Below are 20204 nucleotides of genomic sequence, written 5' to 3'. Positions count from 1 at the left end.
GCACCGGACCTCCTGCCCTCAGCCCGCACATCACCGAGGAAGGTACTGACGATGAACCTCGCACCTCGCGAGATCGACAAACTGCTGGTCTACGTGGTGGCCGACCTGGCCCGCAAGCGCCAGGGCCGCGGCCTCAAGCTCAACTACAGCGAGTCGGTCGCGCTGATCACCGAGGCGATCCTCGAAGCGGCCCGTGATGGCAAGAGCGTCGCGGACTGCATGGAGCTGGGCCGCCATGTCGTGGGCGAGGCCGACACCATGGACGGTGTACGGGAGATGCTCGGCCTGCTGCAGGTCGAGGCGTCCTTCGTGGACGGGACCAAGCTCGTGTCCTGCCACGACCCCATCGGCGGCTGAGCCGTGGCCGAGCACGTGGCCGTCATCGCCGTGTGCGGTCACGAAGCCGCCTACGGACGCGCGCTGGACGGCGTCGTGGACGCCGGGGTCAGCATCGTGTCGAGCGGGCGCGAACTGTTCCGGAGCATCGCCGCGCACGGGCGCCGGAACGCGGAGACCGTCGTCGTTCCCATGACGCTCGGCCGCGACCCCGAACTCGTCGCGGACACCGCCCGGACGCTGCGCGCCGTACCCGCCGGTGAGCGCGGCACCACCGTGCTCGCCGAGCCGTTCGGCACCTCTCAGCACCTGGTCGCGTGGCTACGGGCGGCGGCGGGCCGGGTGCCCGAGACCTCCGCGCTGCTGGTCACCGCACCGTCCGGCGACCCGTTCGAGGACGCCGAGCTCTACCGGATCGCCGCGCTCGTACGGCGCCACGGCCGGGGCGGCCTCGTCGAGGTGGCGTTCACGGGGGGAGATCCGGACCCGGCCGAGGGCATCCGGCGGTGCCGGCTGCTCGGCGCGCAGCGGGTGGCGCTGGTCCCGGCCGCGTTCGCGCTGCCGGAGGTGCCCGAGGCGGGAACGGTGCCCGTCGACCGGACGGGGCCGCTCATCCCGGCGTCGGCACTGCGACGCGTCCTCGGCGAGCGGGTCGCCGACGCCCGACGGCGTCGGCGCGAGCACGGGGACGACGGCATCGCGGCCGGCCTGACCGCGGCGGAGAACCACGGCCACTCCCACACCCACCCGCCCGGTGAGGGACACGACCACGGGCACCCCCACGGCCCGGGCCACGCGCACGGCCACGACCACGACCACGATCCGGGCCACCCGCACGAGCGCGGTCCCGGACCCCTGCACACGCATCACCACCCGTCCGCCCCTGGCGCGGACCGAGTCATCAGGAGCATCGCATGACGTTCCGTCAGAAGTATCTGTACGGCAAGGGCCCCATCGAGCTCAACGCGGGCCGCCGCACGGTGAAGCTCACCGTGAGCAACACCGGTGACCGCGCCGTCCAGGTCGGTTCCCACTACCACTTCTTCGAGGTCAACTCGGCCTTGTCGTTCGACCGCCAGAAGGCGCTCGGTATGCACCTCAACATCGCCGCCGGCACCTCCGTGCGGATCGAGCCCGGCGGCTCGCGCGAGGTGGAGCTGTGCGCGTACGGCGGCACCGGGCGTCTCGTCGGCTTCAGCGGACTGCTCAACGGCAGCCTCGCCTCCCACCCCGCCCGGGTCGAGGCCGTCCGCAGGGCCATCGAGCAGGGATTCGAGGGAGCGCAGAGCGCCCCTGACGCCAAGCCCAAGCGCGCCACCAAGGAATCCAAGGGCTCCAAGGCCACCAACGAGAAGAAGAAGGGTTCGCGCTGATGCCCATCCTGCCCCGCAAGCAGTACACCGACATGTTCGGGCCGACGGTCGGCGACCGGTTCCACCTCGCCGACACCAACCTCATCGTCGAGGTCGAGAAGGACTACAGCGAGGGTCAGTACGGGGATGAGGTCCTCTACGGCGGCGGCAAGACCATGCGCGACGGCATGGCCTCCGACCCGCAGGCCACCGCTGCCCAGGGCGCACTCGACACCGTCATCACCAACGTGGTCGTCATCGACCCGATGCTCGGCGTCGTCAAGTGCGACATCGGCATCAAAGACGGCTTCATCGTCGGCATCGGCAAGTCCGGCAACCCGCAGACGCAGAACAGCGTCGACCCGGACCTGGTCATCGGGCCGGGCACGGAAGCCATCGCGGGCGAGCACCTCATCGCCACCGCGGGCGCCATCGACACCCACGTCCACCTGATCGCCCCGCAACAGGCCGAGCAGGCGCTGACCAACGGCATCACCACCCTGATCGGCGGTGGCACCGGCCCTTCGGACGGTTCCAACGGCACCACCTGCACCCCCGGCCCGTACAACATCGGCAAGCTGCTCCAGGCCGCCGAGACCATGCCGGTCAACCTCGGCATCATGGGCAAGGGCAACGGCAGCCTGCCGGAGGCGCTCAACGAGCAGGTCGTCGCCGGTGCCTGCGGGCTCAAGGTGCACGAGGACTGGGGCGCGACCCCGGCCGTCATCGACAACGCGCTGAATGTCGCCGACCGGTACGACGTCCAGGTCTCCATCCACACGGACAGCCTGAACGAGGGCGGCTTCTTCGAGGACACCCGCTCCGCGATCGACGGCCGGGCCATCCACACCTTCCACAGCGAGGGCGCGGGCGGTGGCCACGCACCCGACATCCTGCGCATCGCCGGCGAGCCGAACGTCCTGCCGTCCTCCACCAACCCGACGCTGCCGTACACCGTGAACTCGGTGGACGAGCTCCTCGACATGGTGATGGTCTGTCACCACCTCAGCCATGACATCCCCGAGGACGTGTCCTTCGCCGACAGCCGGGTCCGGGCCGAGACGATCGCCGCCGAGTCGGTGCTGCACGACCTCGGTGTGATCAGCATCTTCTCCTCCGACTCCCAGGCCATGGGCCGCATCGGTGAGTCGGTCACCCGCGCCTTCCAGACCGCGCACCACTGCAAGGACAAGCTGGGCACGCTGGAGGGCGACTCGGCCCGCAACGACAACCAGCGGGTGCTGCGCTACCTCGCCAAGGTCACCATCAACCCGGCCATCGCCTCCGGCATCTCCGACCACGTGGGATCGCTCGAGAAGGGCAAGCTCGCCGACATCGTGCTCTGGCCCATCCACTCCTTCGGCGCCAAGCCGAAGATGGTGATCAAGGGCGGCATCATCTCCTGGGCGCAGATGGGCGACCCCAACGCCTCGCTGCCGACCCCGCAGCCCGTCATCTACCGGCCGATGTTCGGCCAGTACGGCAAGGCGATGCAGGCGACCCACGCCACCTTCATGTCCCAGGCGGGCATCGCCGCCGGGGTCCCGGCCGAACTCGGCCTGGAGCGCACGGTCCTGCCGGTGCGCCGCACCCGCACCATCGGCAAGCACAACATGGTCCGCAACGACGCCCTGCCCGAGATCAAGGTCGACCCGGAGACGTTCAAGGTCACGCTCAACGGCAAGGTCGCCACCATCGACCCGGCCGAGAAGCTGCCCCTCAACCATCTCTACTTCCTGGTCTAGGGCCGATGTACCGCGATGAGGGCGACACCGTCAAGGACACCGTGGCCGCGGTGAACGGGATCGGTACGGGTACGGGTCTGGGACCGCTGATGGTCAGCCTCCAGCTGACCGACTCCGCGTTCCCCAGCGGCTTCTACACGCTGTCGCACAGCCTGGAGGGCTTCGCGCAGGCCGGGGCCGTCGACTCCGGCAGCCTGCCGCTCCTGCTGGAGGACCTGCTGCTGCACGGTGTCGGTCCCGCCGATGCCACCGCGCTCGCCCTCGCCCACCGCGCGACGGCGGCCGGTGACCCGGCGGCCGTCGTCCGGGTCGACGAGCATCTCCTGGCCACCAAACTGGGCAGGGAGATGCGCCAGGCCGCCACCCGGACCGGACGCCAGCTTCTGGACCTGGGCCAGGAGGTCTTCGGCCGGCCGGAGATCGGAGACTACTTCGACCGGGTCGTACGGCGTGAGGCCCCCGGAACGCAGGCGGTGGCCGCAGGAGTCATCTACGCGGCGACGCGCGTTCCGGTCCGGCAGGCCGTCGCCGCGGACCTGTTCGCCTTCTGCGTCAGCTTCGCGGGCGCCGCCCTGCGGCTGCGGCTCACCGACCACCGTACGACGCAGACCCTGATCCGGGGCGCCGCACCCGTCATCGAGCAGGCGGTCGAGGCCGCGCTGCGGCGCGAGCTCGACGACGTCGGCGCCACCGTCTTCGCCTCGGACATCATGTCGGGCCGTCATGAACGCGCCGAGGCACGGCTCTTCGCCAGCTGAATTCCACCCCGAACCACACAGGGAGCAGCACCATGGACGACAACGTACTGCGGGTCGGCATCGGCGGACCGGTCGGATCCGGCAAGACCGCGCTCATCGAGGCGCTGGTTCCGATGCTGATCGAACGCGGTCACCGCCCCGCCGTCATCACCAACGACATCTACACGCAGGAGGACGCCCAGCACGTCCGCCGCACGCTGGCCGGGGTCCTGGAACCCGAGCGGGTCGTCGGTGTCGAGACGGGGGCCTGTCCGCACACCGCCGTGCGCGACGACCCCACGATGAACCTGGCGGCCGGCGCGGAGATGCTGGAGCGCTTCCCGGACACCGACACGTTGCTCTACGAGTCCGGCGGCGACAACCTGACGCTGACCTTCAGCCCGGCGCTCGTGGACCTCTTCATCTTCGTCCTGGACACGGCGGAGGGCGAGAAGATGCCCCGCAAGCGCGGACCCGGCATCACCGACTCCGACCTCCTCGTCATCAACAAGATCGACATCGCGCAGTACGTGCGCACGGACATCAACGTGATGGAGTCCGACGCACACCGGGTACGCGACAACCGCCCCGTCGTCCTCACCGACTGCCTCACCGGCCAGGGCATCGACGACATCGCGGTGTACCTCGAATCGCGCCGCAAGGTGCTGATCTGACATGCAGCTCGCCCCGTACCGGCCCCGTGCCGACCGGCTCGCCGAGAAGTACTACACCGCGGTCCGCGTCCCCCCGGACGTGGCGGCCCTGGCCTCCGTGCCGGACACGCTCGCCCCGGGCTCCCCGGCCAAGGTCGGCATCCTCGACCTGGCCTTCGCGGTACGGGGCGAGCGCACCGAACTCGTCGAGCGCTACCAGAAGACCCCCCTGCAGATCATGCGGCCGCTGTGGATCGACCCCGAACTGCCCGGCATGAGCTACGTCTACATGATGGCGACCGGCGGCGGAATCGCCCAGGCCGACCGCTACCGGATGGACTTCCGCTGCGGCCCGGACACCCAGGTCCACCTGACCACCCAGGCCGCCACCAAGGTCTTCCGGATGGAACACGACTACGCGAGCCAGCGGGTGCATCTGACGGCGGAGGCCGGGAGCTATGTCGAGTACCTGCCGGACCCGCTGATCCCGTTCAAGGACGCCCGCTTCTACCAGCGGACCGAGGTCGTCGTCGCCCCGGGCGCCACGGTCGTCGTCGGTGACACGTTCACCGCGGGACGGCTCGCCCGCGGCGAACGGCACGCCTACCGGGTGCTCGCCACCGACCTGCACATCAGCCGGCCCGACGGCACGCTGCTCGCCGTGGACACCCTGCGTCTTGCTCCCGGACGAAGCGGGGAGGGAGTCCTGGGGCCGGGTGTGTTCGCCGGTCACGACCATGTCGCCTCACTGTTCGCCGTGACCGACCGCGTTCCCGCCACCGAACTCGCCGACGCCCTGTACGACGCGCTCGCGGAGCTCGGTGTGCTGTACGGGGTGAGCGTCCTGCCCCGGGACTGCGGAGCGTGGGTGAGGGTGCTGGACGACAGCCCGATCCGGACCGCCGCCGCACACGAGGCCGTCCGCCAGGCCGTCCGCCGCCTGCTCACCGGCCACCCGGCCCCCGACCTGCGCAAGCCCTGACCCCCACCGACCCACACGAGGATCCGCCGATGAACACCGCTCCCGCGCCGATGCCGGCCGCGTACGACTCCGGGGACACCGCCTGGCTCCTCGCCGCCACCGCCATGGTGCTGTTGATGACGCCGGGCCTCGCCTTCTTCTACGGCGGCATGGTGCGCACCCGCCATGTGCTCATGATGATCAAGATGAGCTTCGCCGCGCTGGCGTTCGGCACCCTCGTCTGGTGGGTCATCGGATACACGCTGGCGTTCGGACCCGATGTCGGTGGCGCCGGAATCATCGGGAACCTCGACCACGTGTTCATGCACGACATCGAGCTGAACACGCTGACCGGGGCGATCCCCACCTACGTCTACAGCACCTTCCAGATGGGCTTCGCCATCATCACGGTGGCGCTGGTCAGCGGATCGATCGCGGACCGGGCCACGATGAAGGGGTGGCTCGTGTTCGTCGTGCTGTGGCTGCTCATCGTCTACATCCCCATCGCGCACTGGGTGTTCGACACGGACGGCTGGATCGTGAAGCATCTCGGCGCCCTGGACTTCGCCGGTGGTCTGCCGGTGGAACTCAACTCCGGCGTCGCCGGTCTGGCCGTCGCCCTCGTCCTGCGCGCACCGCGCGACTTCGCCCGCCGCGAGGAGCGCCCCAACAACATTCCGCTCGTGGTCATCGGCGTGGGCCTCCTCTGGTTCGGCTGGTTCGGCTTCAACTCCGGTTCCGCGCTGACCGACCAGGGCACCGCCGCGGCGGCCTTCATCAACACCCAGCTCGGGGCCGCCGGAGCCATGGTCACCTGGCCGCTGGTGGAGAAGTGGCGCACCGGCAAGGTCACCACCATGGGCGTCGTCTCGTCCGCCGTCGCGGGCATGGTCGCGATCACCCCGGCCTGCGGTGAGATCGACACGCTCGGCGCCGTCATCACCGGCCTCGTCGTCGGCGCGGTCTGCGCCTTCGCGATCACGCTCAAGTTCCGCTTCAACGTGGACGACACGCTCGACGTGGTGGGCGTGCACGGCGTCGGCGGGCTGATCGGCCTGATCATGGTCGGACTCTTCGCCACCGCGCGGATCAGCGGCCAGGAGGGGCTCTTCTACGGAGGAGGCTGGGGGCTGCTCGGCAAGCAGCTCGTCGCCATCGTCTCCGTGATCGCCTTCTCGTTCATTCTCACCTGGCTCATCGCCAAGGCCGTGGACCTCACCGTCGGATTCCGCGCCAAGGAGGAGTACGCCTACGTCCCCGGCGAGGAGGAGGAGCGCGCGTACGACTTCCAGACGGCCGAGCGCCTCGGCGCCCTGGTCTCCGGCAAGCCGGCGTCCGAGGACGACGAACTCGTCCAGCGGATCAGCTCGTTGCTGCGCTCCCGCGAGGGCGGCCGCTAGCCGGGCCCGGCGGGGTCGGGCGCAGGAACTCCCGCACGTAGGTGCGGTGCCACCAGCACCCGGTGGCCCTCAGCTCGCGCCAGGTCGTGTACCTGTAGCGGTACACCCTGGCGCGGACGTGCGCCGGCGGCTCACCCGGGAACGGGTTGTACCGCAGCAGCCGCAGTGTGTCCCGGTCGTTCTCCAGCAGCCGCTCCACGAACGGACCGAACCACGGGCGGGCGTACGCGGGCGAGAGCGCCGCGAACCACATCATCCAGTCGAGCCGCAGATGGTAGGGGGCGAACTGGCGCGGCAGCCGGCGCGGATCGCCCGGCTTGCCCCGGAAGCCGTACTCCCGCCAGACCGTGCCCGGGTGGATCACCGGCTCGTCGGTGCCCTCGACCACCACCTCCATCCGGACGCGGCTGATGCTGCCGAAGGCGCCGTACGTGTTGACCAGGTGCAGCGGGTCGAAGGACCGGTTCATGATCTGCCGACGCGACAGGAGGTTGCGGGCCGGGCGATAGCTGAGGGCCACGACCAGGGCCGTGACGGCGATGACCACCACCTCGTACCAGAGCGGCGCACCGGCCTGCGCGGGCGGCTCGGCGACCGGGGACCAGTCCACGGCCGACAGGGCGAGGGTGATCGTCAGCCAGTTGAGCCAGGCGAAGTTGCCCGACAGCACCAGCCACAGCTGCGTGAGGATCATCAGCCCCGCCGCCGCGCTCGCCACCGGCTGGGGGGTGAAGAGCAGCACCGGCACGAGGAGCTGGGTCACGTGGTTGGCCGCCACCTCTGCCCGGTGCAGGGGGCGGGGGAGGTGGTGGAAGAACCAGCTCAACGGGCCCGGCATCGGCTGGGTCTCGTGGTGGAAGTACAGACACGTCAGCTTGCGCCAGCACGCGTCGCCGCGGATCTTGATCAGCCCGGCGCCGAACTCCACCCGGAACAGCACCCAGCGCAGCAGCCACAGCACGAGCACCGGCGGCGCCGTGTGCGCGTTGCCGAGGAAGACGGCGAGGAACCCCGTCTCCAGGAGCAGCGACTCCCAGCCGAAGCCGTACCACGTACCGCCGACCTGCACGATCGACAGATACAGCGCCCAGGGCAGGGCCCACAGGATCATGGCCCCCCACAGGGGTACGAAACGGTCCGCGCCCGCCAGCAGCGCGACGGCGAGCACGCAGCCGGACCAGGCGACCACGGCGAAGAACCGGTCGGAGTAGTGCAGGCGGAACAGGCCCGGGGCGGTGCGCCAGTCCGTTCGGCGCAGGAGCTCGGGCACGGGCAGCATGCCGCGCTCGCCGATCAGCGCCCGGAACTGGAGCGCGGCGGTGAGGAAGGCGGTCAGATAGATGACGGCCAGGGCCTTCTGGAAGAGGAGCCGGCCGAGCCAGTACCCGTCTGCGGTGAACCAGTCCATCGCTTCCAGTATCGGCCCGTCGCCGCCCGGCGTCTCACTCCTGTGCTGCGTGTCCCGCCCGGACGATCCGGCGCAGTGTCCGGCCGAGCCGGCGCGCGTACCAGCGCTGGGCCATGGGCACGAGCGGTCCGGCGAGGCGGGTGTACCAGCGGACGGGCCGGCTGAACGCCATCACGGTGAAGGAGACCATGCCGTCCTCCGCGAGCTCGGCGACGAAGGACTCCTCGCCGCACTCGGGGTGGCGGGGCAGCGTTCCGTACGCGAACCCGATGCGCTCGGGACCGTACTCGGCCCAGACGACCCGGCACGGCGCGGTGAACCGCAACGGTCCGGCACCTGCCGACACCCGAACGGACGCACCGGCCTCGGCGCGCGGTGCGGAGGCCTCGACCCGTGCCCCGGAGAGGCGGTGCACGCGGAACTCGGTGATCGCGGCGCCGGCGGTCTCGAAGTCGGCGCGGCCGCGTCCGATCCGGATGCGGTGATGGAGGTGGTGGTAGCCGTCGGGGAGCGGGCCGAGCCGGGTGGCTCCCGCCTCGGGATACGTGAGGGTGTTCATGCGTTCCTTCCTTCATGGGTGGCGCGGTGGTTCAGGCGCTGCCAGGCAAGAACCGAGCAGAGTGCGAAGCCCAGAGCGTTGCCCACGCCGTGGGTGGCGGCCATCCAGGTCAGGGTGGGGTGGGGGAGGCCCGTGGCCTCGCCCAGCGCCCAGCTCAGTGCCAGCACCATGGTCACCGCGAGGACGACGGCCGAGGCGGCGAGCAGCAGCCGGGTGGTCCGGTCACCGGACGTGGGCCGGACCGTGCGCCAGGTCAGGAGGGCGACGCTCCACATTCCCGCCGTCAGGACCACTGCCCCCGCCAGTTCGGCCCAGTCGCCGATGAAGTAGCCGGTCAGGACGAGCAAGGTGCCCAGGGGCACGCTCAGTGCCGCGAACCGGCCCGCGGCGCTGTCGGCTACGCGGCTGACCAGCCCCGAGACCAGAGCGGCGGCGAATCCGGCGAAGTGGAAGTGCGGCACGGTCAGCGCCAGGATCCCGAGGCCGAAGCCGAACAGCGGACGCCCCGAGCGCTCGGCGACCAGCGCGACGGCGGCGATGGCCGGGGTCGACAGGGCGGTGAGCAGCGCGATCTCGGCGGGTGCCGTCCGCCGGGCCAGCAGTGGACGGGGGCGCCGGACGAGGCGGGCCGGGGCGTGCAGGGCCAGGAGTACGGCGCCGAGCCCGTAGCCGAGGGCCAGGACGGTGGCGCCGGGTCCGCGCGGCAACCAGAGGGCGACGGCCCCCGGTACGGCGAAGACCGGCCACAGCCGCCGTATCCGGTCCAGGTCCGGGGCGTTGGTCAGCCGCAGCCCGACGGGCACGATCACCAGCATGCCCAGCATCACGATGAGATTGACCAGGACCGGCATCGTGCCACCCTCCCCTGACTTGAACGCGTTCAAGTGCTGACGGTGGTGACTCTAGAGCCTTTCTTGAACGCGTTCAAGGTGATACTCGCGGCTCTCCCGGAATCCTGCGCAATCCGGGAACCCCCGGCTTGCGGGGGAGGGGGAACTGCGGCAGACATGAGGGGACCGTCCCGGGACCGGTGACCAGGCAGGAGACTCCTTCGTGCACGCACCGATACGCATGCGCCGCGCCGTGCTCGCCGTACTGTCCGCCGGCATCCTCGTCACCGCCGGCTGCTCCCGGGAGGCCGGTGACCGCGGCGGACAGGGCACCGAAGGAACGGCCGAAGCCGATGAGGCCCTCCTCCAGCCGGCCGCCGCGCAGGGCCCCGACCCCTTCACCCGGTCCACGGTGGAACCGGCCGGCGCCGCGCCGGCCGCACCCCGCACCGCCCCACCGCGCACATCCGCGCCCGGCGACGAGGGCCCGCGCACTCTTCCCGGTTCGACCCCCGGCCTCTACGGCGGCACCCGCTCCGTCGCCGCCTGCGATGTCGGACAGCAGATCCGCTTCCTCGCCGCGGACCCGGCCAGGGAGAAGGCCTTCGCACAGGCCGCCGGAGTGGACCGGGCCGGCGTCCCCGCATTCCTGAACGGCCTGACGCCCGTGGTCCTGCGCGCCGACACCCGGGTGGGCGGCCACGGCTTCCGCGCGGGCTCCGCCACCGCCTTCCAGTCCGTGCTGCAGGCGGGCACCGCCGTGCTGGTGGACGGCCGCGGCCTCCCGCGCGTCCGCTGCGCCTGCGGCAACCCGCTGAGCAGGCCCGCCGGTGGGGGAGAGGCGCACGGCGGCCGGGGCGAGCCGTGGGCGGGCTACGACCCGGCGCGGACCGTCGTCGTCGCGCCCGCCGCGAAGGCCGTCACGGACCTGGTCATCGTCGACGCGGACCACAACAGCTGGATGGAGCGTCCGGTCGGGGACGAGGGCGCCCGTGACCGCACCCCCGAGGTGCCGCCGCCCTACGCCCCCGGCACCGACATCACCGGCCCGCTGCCCGACGCGCCTCCGGCGAGGACGAAGGAACCGAAGGCGCCGAAGAAGCTGTCGACGCCCACGCCGTCGCGCTCCACCCCTGGGCGCGGCGACTGCCCGACGCCCGGCGGGCCGACACCGCCCGGCGAGGCGGTCGCGGCGACGGAGGAGCCGACCGGTGCGCCGGCGAACTGCCCGACGCCGACCGGTGAGCCCTCGGACGGTGCCACCGACGCATATCCCGAACCGTTCCCCGGGTTGCCTACGGACGAGCCCACCGGTACCCCTGCGGACCCGGACGAGCCGCCGGGCCTGGTGCCGCCGATGACGGACGAACCGCGGACAGCCATCGAGCTGCCCTGGCAGGAGGGCGACTTCGTGGGCATCGCCGAGCCCGTCGAAGGGTAGCGGTCGAGGGGTGGCGGCCACCGGCGGAAGCCCGGTGGGGCCCGCACCTCACTCCTGAGTCGGCAGCCAGTTGCCGTGCAGCCCCAACGGGACCCGCACCGGGATCCGCACCCGGGCGACCGGGCCGGAGGCGGGGTCCTCGGCGGGGATCACGAGCAGCCAGCTGCTGTCGTCGGTACGGTCGGTGGCGTACGTCATCCAGTGGCCGCCCTCGCCCGGCGCGGTGCCCGGTGAGGGTGCGAAGACCGGTTCGCCGACGGACAGATCCCCGGCCTGCCACACCGCACTCGTACCCGACGCGTCCCGTCCGTCGTACCAGCGCAGCGCGTCGAACTCGCCCGGGAGCAGATCCGGGTTCCCGGAGTCCGCGGCCACGGCCAGCTGTCGGTGCCGCCGGCCGATCAGCCGGTCGTCCGTGCGGGGGAGCTCCATCCTGGCGTCGTCCAGCACCGTCCGGCGCATCGTCCCGGCCACGGGATCGATGACCGCGCGGACCAGACCGGCGGTGTTCGGCGCCTGTGCGGGGTCCGGCGCGCCCATGGAGAGGCGGGACCACTGCACGTAGTCCAGCACCACCTCACCGCCCTCGGGCCCGGTGTCGTACGCGTTGACGGTGTGCCACAGCCAGAAGGCCTCGTCCGAAGCCCACCGCACCGGGCCGCCGTCGCGGGGAACCAGTGCCACGCGGGTGCCGCGTTCCGGCCGCCAGTCGATCATGGATCCACCACTCATCGCGGCGGCGATGTCGAAGAACACCGGCGCCAGCACGATCACCAGGAACCTGGCGGTGAGTGCCATGTCGTGGATCATCATCGGCTCGTCGAGCCCGTCGACCGTCGTGGGACCGCGGGCGACGGAGCCATCGGGGGCGATGGCCGACCAGGTGAGGTAAGGGGGTTCCAGGCCGTAGCAGAAGACCAGCATCTCGCCGGTGAGCGGGTCGATCTTCGGGTGTGCGGTGATGCCGGCCGGCAGTGCGCCGCCGAACGTCTCCTTGCCGGCCGTCTCCAGATCCGGCGTGATCAGGAAGGGGCAGTCCGACTCGGCGAGCGCCAGCAGCCGTCCGGCGTGACGGACCACGTTGATGTCCGGCAGGTCGCGGAAGGTCCCGGCCAACTCCGGTTCCACATCCGGGACCTGAGGCATGATCATCGATTCGATACCGCCCCACAGCGCCCGCCCCGCACGTTCCTCGGCCAGCACGGCGGGTGTGCGGACGAAACGGTTGCGGTACCGGGCCTGCCCGCCGGAGATCCACACTCCGTGCAGCATTCCGTCCCCGTCGATCGGGTAGAGGAACGAACCGATAGGGCTGAAGCGGGGGTTGGGGCCGTTGCGCAGGAAGAGTCCGTCGAGTTCGTCCGGCAGTTCGCCCGTGACCTGGAGCCGGGCCTCGTCGACCTCCTCGGTCACCGGGGCGAAACGGCCGGACAGATGGACGACGCGGGCCGGGTCGAACGCCTGCTGGGCATGTGCGGCCATGGTGGCCTCCCCTGGGGTCTGTGCGCACCCGAATGCGTGCCGTGCCGATCCTTCATTGAATCTCCGGCCCGCAGCCGCTGCAACGCGGGCCGGAGGGTGCGCAGATGCGGCCGCGAGATGCGGAGGAAGGGTCCCGGCTCCACCATGGAGGAAGCGGCAGAGCGCCGCGTGACACGCCCCGGAGGTGTCCGGTGGTCCAAGCCAATTCCGGGCGGCGGACCGGGAATCTCTTCTTCGCGTTCGCCCCGTGGATCATCTTCGCTGTCATCGCGTCGCCCAGCACCTGGGAGTACGCGGCGCTGGCCGGTCTCGTCGCAGCCGTCGTCCTCAACCTCCCTGACCTGCGCCGGGGTTCGTTCAAGGTGCTGGAGGTCACCGGCATCGTCTTCTTCGCCGTGCTCAGCGTCCTCGCGCTCTTCCTGGACCGCCAGGACCTCTCCTGGGTGGAGCGGTACGCGCAGGTGCTGTCCAGCTCGGTGGTCGCGGTGGTGGCGCTCGGCTCGCTGGCGTTCGTCCCGTTCACGGAGCAGTACGCGCGCGAGACCACGCCCCGTGAGGTGTGGGGCACGCCCGTGTTCCGGCAGGTGAACCGGGTGCTGACCCTGGTCTGGGGCGGGGTCTTCGCCGCCACCGCGGTGCTGGGGCTGGTCGCGGTGCACACGTCGTCCGGTGCCGACTGGTTCAACTGGATCATCCCCGTCGTCCTGCTGGTCCTGGCGGTCCGGTTCACCGAGCGCTATCCGGACCGGGTGCGCGAACGCTCCCGGGGGGTACCCGTCGGCCGGTGACCGGGCAGCCGACGCCTTTGGTCCAGACCTATTGACGGAAGGTCTGGACCACTTTACGTTGAGCGCAAGCGCGGTCCCGTTATGAATTGTCAGGGACATGCTAATCAGGGAAGGGAGTCCGTCATGTTCGGTCGCACCTCACGGCTGCTGGGAGCCGGCCTCGCGGCGGCGTGCATCGTACAGATGCTGGTCGCGGCCACACCGAGTTCCGCGCAGGAGGACACCTGCGCGGTCAAGTCGAAGCCGTCGGGCAAGGTGCTCCAGGGGTACTGGGAGAACTGGGACGGCGCGTCCAACGGTGTGCACCCGCCCCTGGGCTGGATCCCGGTCACCGACAGCCGTATCCCGCAGCACGGCTACAACGTGATCAACGCGGCCTTCCCGGTGATCCTTTCGGACGGCACCGTCCTGTGGGAGGACGGGATGGACTCGACCGTGAAGGTCCCGACGCCCGCCGAGATGTGTCAGGCGAAGGCCTCCGGACTCACCACCCTGATGTCCATCGGTGGCGCCGCCGCGGGGATCGACCTCAGCTCCAGCGCCGTCGCCGACCGCTTCGTCGAGACGGTGGTGCCGATCCTGAAGGAGTACAACTTCGACGGCATCGACATCGACATCGAGACCGGCCTGACGGGCAGCGGCAACATCAACCAGCTGTCCGCCTCGCAGGCCAACCTGATCCGCATCATCGACGGCGTGCTCGCGCAGATGCCGTCGAACTTCGGTCTGACCATGGCTCCGGAGACCGCCTACGTCACCGGCGGCAGCGTCACCTACGGATCGATCTGGGGCGCCTACCTGCCCATCGTGAAGAAGTACGCGGACAACGGCCGGCTCTGGTGGCTGAACATGCAGTATTACAACGGCAGTATGTACGGCTGCGCGGGCGACTCGTACTCCGCCGGCACCGTCCAGGGCTTCACGGCGCAGACGGACTGCCTCGACAAGGGACTCGTCATCCAGGGCACCACCATCAAGGTGCCCTACGACAAGCAGGTGCCGGGTCTGCCCGCCCAGCCGGGCGCCGGCGGCGGCCACATGGCGCCGAACCTCGTCGCGCAGGCCTGGAACCACTACAACGGCGACCTCAAGGGCCTGATGACCTGGTCGCTGAACTGGGACGGCTCCAAGGGCTGGGCGTTCGGCGACAACGTCAAGGCGCTGCAGGGCCGCTGACGCCGACGTAATGGCGAAGGCCCCGGAACACCCTGGACGGGTGTTCCGGGGCCTTCGCCGTGGTGTCAGTTGCCGGGCTCCGAGGCGTCCAGCATGGCGTCGCGCTCCACGACCTTGACTCGCTCGCGGCCCTGGGGCTCGCCCAGGGCGCGCTCGTGCGCGTCCAGGCGGTACCAGCCCTCACGGGTGGTGTAGCGGACGCCGCGCGACTCCAGGAAACCGGTCACGGCCGCCGGCTCGGGCTGCGTCGGGGCGGGCAGCCGGCCGGCGGTGTGGTCCTCCAGCAGGCAGGCGACCGTCTCGTTGGCGTCGCCCTTGGTGTGGCCGATCAGGCCGATCGGGCCGCGCTTGATCCAGCCGGTGACGTACACCGACTCCATCGGCTCGCCGCCGGCGAGAACCCGCCCGGCGGCGTGCGGAACCGTGCCGGACGCGACGTCGAAGGGGAGCTTGGGCAGCTCCTGCGAGTAGTAGCCGACCGCGCGGTAGACGCTCTGCACGTCCCAGTCCTTGAACTGGCCGGTGCCCTTCACGTTGCCGGTGCCGTCCAGCTCGGTGCGCTCGGTCCGCAGGCCGACGACGCTGCCGTCCTCGCCGAGGATCTCCACGGGGGACTCGAAGAAGTGCAGGAAGAGCTTGTGCTGCCGGTCGCCGACGTCGCGGATCGCCCAGTTCTCCAGCGTGGAGGCGACCATGTTGGCCTGCTTGTTGCCTCGCCGGGTCTCGATCGAGCCCGCGTCGTAGTCGATGTCCTCGGGGTTGACGATGACCTCGATGTTCGGCGAGTGGTCCAGCTCCCGCAGCTCCATCGGGCTGAACTTGGCCTGGGCGGGGCCGCGCCGCCCGAAGACGTGCACCTCCAGCGCCTTGTTGGCCTTCAGGCCGTCGTAGACGTTGGCGGGGATCTCGGTGGGCAGCAGCTCGTCGGCGGTCTTGGCGAGGATCCGGGCGACGTCCAGGGCCACGTTTCCGACGCCCAGGACCGCGACCTTCTCGGCCTCCAGCGGCCAGGTGCGGGCCACGTCCGGGTGACCGTCGTACCAGGAGACGAACTCGGCGGCACCGTGCGAGCCGTCCAGGTCGCTCCCCGGTATGTCGAGGGCGCGGTCGGCGTCGGCGCCGGTGGAGAAGATCACCGCGTCGTAGAAGGTCCGCAGCTCGTCCAGGCCGATGTCGTTCGGGTAGTCGACGTTCCCGAAGAGGCGGATCTGGGGCTTGTCCAGGACCTGGTGCAGCGCCTGCACGATGCCCTTGATCCGCGGGTGGTCCGGAGCCACGCCGTAACGGATCAGGCCGAAGGGGGCGGGCATCCGCTCGAACAGGTCGATGGAGACGCCCGGGTCGGTGGCGGCATCGGATTTGAGCAGCGCGTCCGCTGCGTAGATTCCGGCGGGGCCGGCTCCGACGATGGCTACGCGGACGGGGCGTGTCATGGCGAGCTGTTCCTTAGGACGAACGAGCAGGAGCGGGGCGGGCCGTGGTAAGGCTTGGCTTACTCCACCCCGACGCACACGTTAGCCGCTGCCTCTGCCCGCTTTCGGGGCGGGTCGGCGTTCTGCGTCGATATCCGGCACCCCGCACCTTTGCCGGACGGGGGAATCCCGCGGAATCTCCGGGAAATCGGCCCGTTCGAACAGCTCGGAAATGTGTCCCATCGCACGTTCACCTGGTGGACGGCTCGCTCGAAGAATCGGACAAATGATGGCAGAGTGACCCACATGGATGATCGGGTAGCGGGTGCCCTGTCACTCCCGGACGACTGGCCCGCCCACCCGGACCTCAGTCTCGCCCTGAACCGTATGGGCAGCTTCGACTGGGACCTCGACAGCGGCCTCATGCACATGGAACAGGCGGCCCTCGACGTCTTCGACCTGAGGGCCGACGAGTACGACAACAAGCCGACGACGCTCGGGACGCGGGTGCCGCCGGACGAGGGCGTACGTCTCGACGCCATGGTCACCCAGGCGCTCAAGTCGGGCCGGAAGAACTACGGGGCGTACTTCCGCATCCTGCGGCGCGACGGCACCCTCCAATGGACGCACACCCAGGGCTTCGTCCAGCGCGACGCCACCGGGCGGCCGCGCCGCATCATCGGGATCGTCCGCGACGCCACGCAGGAGCTGGCCGATGCCACCGCCCGCCACGAGCTGGACGAGGAGCGGCGGCGGCGGACCAGCCTGGTGGAGGCCACCACGGCAGCGCTGGCCCACGCCCGTACCGTCAAGGACGTCATCGACGTCCTTAAGAACTCCCAGGGACTGGCTCACCTGGGGGCGACCAGCCTGGTCATGGGGCTGATCGAGGCCGGACGCATCCACCTGGTGGCCGACGGGCCCGAAGGGGCCTTCGTGCCGGGCACCCGGTACACGCGGACGGACGAGCAGTACCCGATGAGCGAGGTCGTGCGCACGCTCGGTCCCCGCTTCATCGAGTCCGCGGAGGACTTCGCTGACTCGTATCCGGTCCTGTGGCCCCACATCAGCCATCTGGGCATCACCTCGGCCGCCTATCTGCCGCTGATCGCCCAGGCCCGCCCCATCGGCGCCCTGGGCCTCCTGTACAGCGACAAGAACGGATTCACCGGCGACGAACGCAACCTGCTGGTCGCACTCGGCAGCTCCATCGCCCAGAGCCTCCAGCGCGCCATGCTGTACGAACAGGAGCACGACCTCGCCGAGGGGCTCCAGCAGGCGATGCTGCCGCGCCGCATCCCCGATGTCCCCGGAGCGCAGATCGCCGTGCGCTACCGCTCGGCCCGGCTGGGCCGGGACATCGGCGGCGACTGGTACGACGTCATCCCGCTGCCCGGCGGCCGGGTCGGCGCCGTCATCGGGGACGTCCAGGGCCACGACACCCACGCCGCCGCGGTCATGGGCCAGCTGCGCATCGTGCTGCGCGCGTACGCGGCCGAGGGGCACAGTCCCGCAACGGTCATGGCGCGGGCCTCCGTCTTCCTGCACGAGCTGGACACCGACCGCTTCGCGACGTGCACCTACGCCGAGGCCGACCTGACCACCGGGGTGGTGCAGGTGGTCCGGGCCGGCCATGTCGACCCGCTGGTGCGCGACGCCGACGGGAGCTGCCGCAAGGTGCTGGTCGACGGCGGGCTGCCGCTGGGGCTCTCCGCCGAGTTCGGTCGGCTGGAGTACCCGGTCAGCACGGTCGAGCTGGATCCCGGGCAGACCATGGTGCTGTTCACCGACGGCCTGGTCGAGCTGCCGGGTGCCGACCTCGACGAGGGCACGCAGCTGCTCACCGCCATGATCAGGAACGGTCCCGAGGACCTTCAGCGACTGGCCGACCGGCTCTGTGAATCGGTCGACGAACGCGGCGGCGAGGACGATGTGGCGGTGCTGCTGCTGCGCCGCAAGGCCGCCCACGCCCCGCAGCCGGGCGGCCGGCTCCAGCAGCACGTGGGACAGAACGACCCGGAGGCGCTGAGCTCGGCGCGGCACATGATCCGTGCGGCGGTGCGGGCATGGGGCGCGAAGGAGCGGGCCGACGAGGTGGAGCTGGCCGCCGACGAGCTGACGACCAACGCCCTGATGCATACCGACGGCGGAGCGATCGTGACCATCCGGGTCCTCACCGGGCCCGAACGGCGCCTGCGCGTCGATGTCGAGGACCGGTCCAGCGCGCTGCCGCGCCGCCGGGACGCGGGTGATGCGGGAGTCTCGGGCCGCGGGCTGATGCTCGTCGACCGGCTGGCGGACGCCTGGGGCGTCGAATCCCGGGGCACCGGCAAATGCGTCTGGTGCGAATTCGTCATCCCACCACGCGGCTGATCCGCCGAGGCCCTCCCGCCGGTCCACGGAATTGCACACTACTGAAAAGTAACAGAACGTAACATGTCTGTACTTGACCGTAACCGACCGCGCGGGATTGACTGCGGTTTTGTCAGTCTTCGTCTTCCATGACATGAGGACCCGTTGGGCACTGAGCTACTGGCACCTCTCGACCTGGCCTTCTGGCACCTCGAGTCCGATGCGCACCCCATGCACCTCGGCGCGCTCGCCGTCTTCGCACCGGACGGCGACCGCATCCCTGGCCCCGACGCCCTCCTCGAACTGCTCGGCACCCGCGCCGCCGCCATTCCCCGGCTGCGGATGCGGGTGCGCGACGTGCTGCTGCCCGTCGGCGGAGCGGCCTGGTCGGTGGACAAGGACTTCGACGTCCACCGGCACGTCAAGCGGGTGCGGCTGCCCGAGGCGGCGACCGCCGGTGAGGGCGAGGCCGGGTTCATGGCGGCGGCCACCCTGCTCGCGGGTGAACTGATGGAGCAGCCGCTGCGCCGAGGACTGCCGCCCTGGCAGATGTACCTCATCCAAGGCGCCCCGGACGGCCCCTTCGCCGTGCTCGTCAAGCTGCACCACGCGCTCGCCGACGGAATGCGCGCGGTCGCCATCGGGGCCGGGATCTTCGACGAGATCGCCTCGGTCGCGGGCCGGGGCGGGCCGGGACCCGCGGCCGGCCGGGTCCGCCCCGTGCCGCCGCGCTCCTGGATGCCCGGCCCCCGTCAGGTCGCCGGGCTCGCCCTCGGACGGATCGAGGACCTCGGCCGCGCCTTCGGCGTCGGGGCCTCGCTCGTACGGGCCAGCCGCCTCGATCTGCGCGGCGCGCCGGCCCTCAGCGCAAGCTCCTCGGGCACCCGGCGCCTCGCCACCGCCGATCTCGACCTCGAAGCGGTGCGGCGGATCCGCCGGGCAGCGGGCGGCACCGGCAACGACGTGCTGCTCGCGGTCGTGGCGGGTGCGCTGCGCCGCTGGATGCTGGAGCGCGGCGAACCGCTGCCCGGTTCCGACCCGCGCGCCCTGGTCCCCGTCTCCCGTCGCCGCCCGGGCGGCACGGCCGCGGCCCACGGCAACCGGCTCTCCGCGTACCTGCTGGGCCTTCCGGTCTCCGAGCCCGATCCCTGGGAGCGGCTGCGGGCCGTCCGCGGCGCCATGGACCGCAACAAGTCCGCCGGGCCGCTGCGCGGGGCCGGAGCGGTCGCGGTCCTCGCCGACCAACTGCCTTCGCTGGCCCACCGCTTCGGCGCGCCGCTGGCCGGGAACGCTGCCCGGATGCTCTTCGACGTGCTTGTGACCAGTGTCCCGCTGCCGCGCTCGGCCCTTTCGCTGGGCGGCTGCCCGCTGCGCGCGCTCTACCCGATGGCGCCGCTGGCCCGCGGTCAGTCGCTGGCCGTCGCGCTGACCACGTACGGCGGCACGGTGCAGATCGGCCTGGTCGCCGACGGCAAGGCGCTGCCCGACCTGGAGCGGCTGGGGCGCTGCGCCGAGGAGGAGGTGGCCGAACTGCTGACGCTGCTGCCCGTCAGTACCGCTCCATAGATCGGA

The 20204-nt window shown here is 70.9% G+C and carries 18 protein-coding genes; 13 read left to right on the top strand and 5 right to left on the bottom strand.

Going from position 1 to position 20204, the window contains the following annotated elements:
• The first annotated feature begins 51 nt into the window (after positions 1–51).
• Genes OG959_RS01325 through OG959_RS01290 form a run of 8 tightly spaced genes read left to right on the top strand, consistent with a single transcriptional unit; the run spans position 52 to position 7184 of the window.
• Entirely contained in the window at positions 52–357 is a 306-nt protein-coding gene (locus OG959_RS01325; RefSeq protein ID WP_326656109.1) for an urease subunit gamma, read from the top strand.
• Between the two features lie 3 nt (positions 358–360).
• Positions 361–1254: a sirohydrochlorin chelatase gene (locus tag OG959_RS01320; protein WP_326656108.1), complete on the top strand. Its 894-nt coding sequence runs from the start codon at positions 361–363 to the stop codon at positions 1252–1254.
• On the top strand, positions 1251–1709 hold the full coding sequence (locus tag OG959_RS01315) for an urease subunit beta (protein WP_326656107.1): 459 nt from the start codon (positions 1251–1253) through the stop codon (positions 1707–1709). Before OG959_RS01320 ends, OG959_RS01315 begins: the two co-directional genes overlap by 4 nt.
• Complete coding sequence (gene ureC / locus OG959_RS01310; RefSeq protein ID WP_326656106.1) at positions 1709–3433, top strand: urease subunit alpha; 1725 nt, start codon at positions 1709–1711, stop codon at positions 3431–3433. The genes OG959_RS01315 and ureC overlap by 1 nt, the downstream gene beginning before the upstream one ends.
• A 5-nt stretch (positions 3434–3438) precedes the next feature.
• Positions 3439–4191, top strand: coding sequence for an urease accessory protein UreF (locus OG959_RS01305; protein WP_442805523.1), 753 nt, complete (start codon positions 3439–3441; stop codon positions 4189–4191).
• A 32-nt stretch (positions 4192–4223) separates the two neighbouring features.
• Positions 4224–4844: an urease accessory protein UreG gene (ureG, locus tag OG959_RS01300; RefSeq protein WP_326656105.1), complete on the top strand. Its 621-nt coding sequence runs from the start codon at positions 4224–4226 to the stop codon at positions 4842–4844.
• Position 4845: 1 nt separating this feature from the next.
• A complete protein-coding gene (locus tag OG959_RS01295) occupies positions 4846–5805 on the top strand; it encodes an urease accessory protein UreD (protein ID WP_326656104.1) in 960 nt (319 codons plus the stop codon).
• Between the two features lie 29 nt (positions 5806–5834).
• Positions 5835–7184 carry an ammonium transporter gene (locus OG959_RS01290; protein WP_326656103.1) on the top strand — a complete coding sequence of 450 codons (1350 nt, stop codon included), beginning with the start codon at positions 5835–5837 and terminating at the stop codon, positions 7182–7184.
• Here OG959_RS01290 and OG959_RS01285 read toward each other — a convergent pair.
• The 3 genes from OG959_RS01285 to OG959_RS01275 are packed head-to-tail and all read right to left on the bottom strand — an operon-like array spanning position 7147 to position 10002.
• Entirely contained in the window at positions 7147–8592 is a 1446-nt protein-coding gene (locus tag OG959_RS01285) for a lipase maturation factor family protein (RefSeq protein WP_326656102.1), read from the bottom strand. The genes OG959_RS01290 and OG959_RS01285 overlap by 38 nt on opposite strands.
• Before the next feature lie 34 nt (positions 8593–8626).
• On the bottom strand, positions 8627–9151 hold the full coding sequence (locus tag OG959_RS01280) for a DUF1990 family protein (RefSeq protein ID WP_326656101.1): 525 nt from the start codon (positions 9149–9151) through the stop codon (positions 8627–8629).
• Positions 9148–10002 (bottom strand): YndJ family protein, encoded by an 855-nt coding sequence (locus tag OG959_RS01275; RefSeq protein WP_326666146.1) that lies wholly within the window; start codon positions 10000–10002, stop codon positions 9148–9150. The genes OG959_RS01280 and OG959_RS01275 overlap by 4 nt, the downstream gene beginning before the upstream one ends.
• 202 nt (positions 10003–10204) lie before the next feature.
• Here OG959_RS01275 and OG959_RS01270 point away from each other — a divergent pair, with 202 nt between their 5' ends.
• Positions 10205–11422 carry a DUF6777 domain-containing protein gene (locus OG959_RS01270; RefSeq protein WP_326656100.1) on the top strand — a complete coding sequence of 406 codons (1218 nt, stop codon included), beginning with the start codon at positions 10205–10207 and terminating at the stop codon, positions 11420–11422.
• Between the two features lie 48 nt (positions 11423–11470).
• Here OG959_RS01270 and OG959_RS01265 read toward each other — a convergent pair whose 3' ends face one another.
• Positions 11471–12904: a carotenoid oxygenase family protein gene (locus OG959_RS01265; protein ID WP_326656099.1), complete on the bottom strand. Its 1434-nt coding sequence runs from the start codon at positions 12902–12904 to the stop codon at positions 11471–11473.
• A 191-nt stretch (positions 12905–13095) separates the two neighbouring features.
• On the opposite strand from OG959_RS01265, the gene OG959_RS01260 reads away from it, so the two are divergent.
• Together OG959_RS01260 and OG959_RS01255 are read left to right on the top strand one after the other, a co-directional pair.
• Positions 13096–13692, top strand: coding sequence for a hypothetical protein (locus OG959_RS01260; protein WP_326656098.1), 597 nt, complete (start codon positions 13096–13098; stop codon positions 13690–13692).
• Between the two features lie 123 nt (positions 13693–13815).
• Entirely contained in the window at positions 13816–14868 is a 1053-nt protein-coding gene (locus OG959_RS01255) for a chitinase (RefSeq protein WP_326656097.1), read from the top strand.
• A gap of 65 nt (positions 14869–14933) precedes the next feature.
• Here the strand turns inward: OG959_RS01255 and OG959_RS01250 are convergent, their stop codons facing one another.
• Positions 14934–16301, bottom strand: a complete 1368-nt coding sequence (locus OG959_RS01250) for an FAD-dependent oxidoreductase (protein ID WP_326656096.1) — start codon at positions 16299–16301, stop codon at positions 14934–14936.
• A gap of 285 nt (positions 16302–16586) precedes the next feature.
• On the opposite strand from OG959_RS01250, the gene OG959_RS01245 reads away from it, so the two are divergent.
• Positions 16587–18653 carry a SpoIIE family protein phosphatase gene (locus OG959_RS01245; RefSeq protein ID WP_326656095.1) on the top strand — a complete coding sequence of 689 codons (2067 nt, stop codon included), beginning with the start codon at positions 16587–16589 and terminating at the stop codon, positions 18651–18653.
• 144 nt (positions 18654–18797) lie between these two features.
• On the top strand, positions 18798–20198 hold the full coding sequence (locus OG959_RS01240; RefSeq protein WP_326656094.1) for a wax ester/triacylglycerol synthase family O-acyltransferase: 1401 nt from the start codon (positions 18798–18800) through the stop codon (positions 20196–20198).
• Positions 20199–20204: the final 6 nt, after the last annotated feature.

This window comes from Streptomyces sp. NBC_00385 (assembly GCF_035917155.1).
GTDB classification, from domain to species: domain Bacteria; phylum Actinomycetota; class Actinomycetes; order Streptomycetales; family Streptomycetaceae; genus Streptomyces; species Streptomyces poriferorum.
Note: the sequence above shows the minus strand (reverse complement) of the source record. Positions and strands in the feature narration are given on the sequence as shown.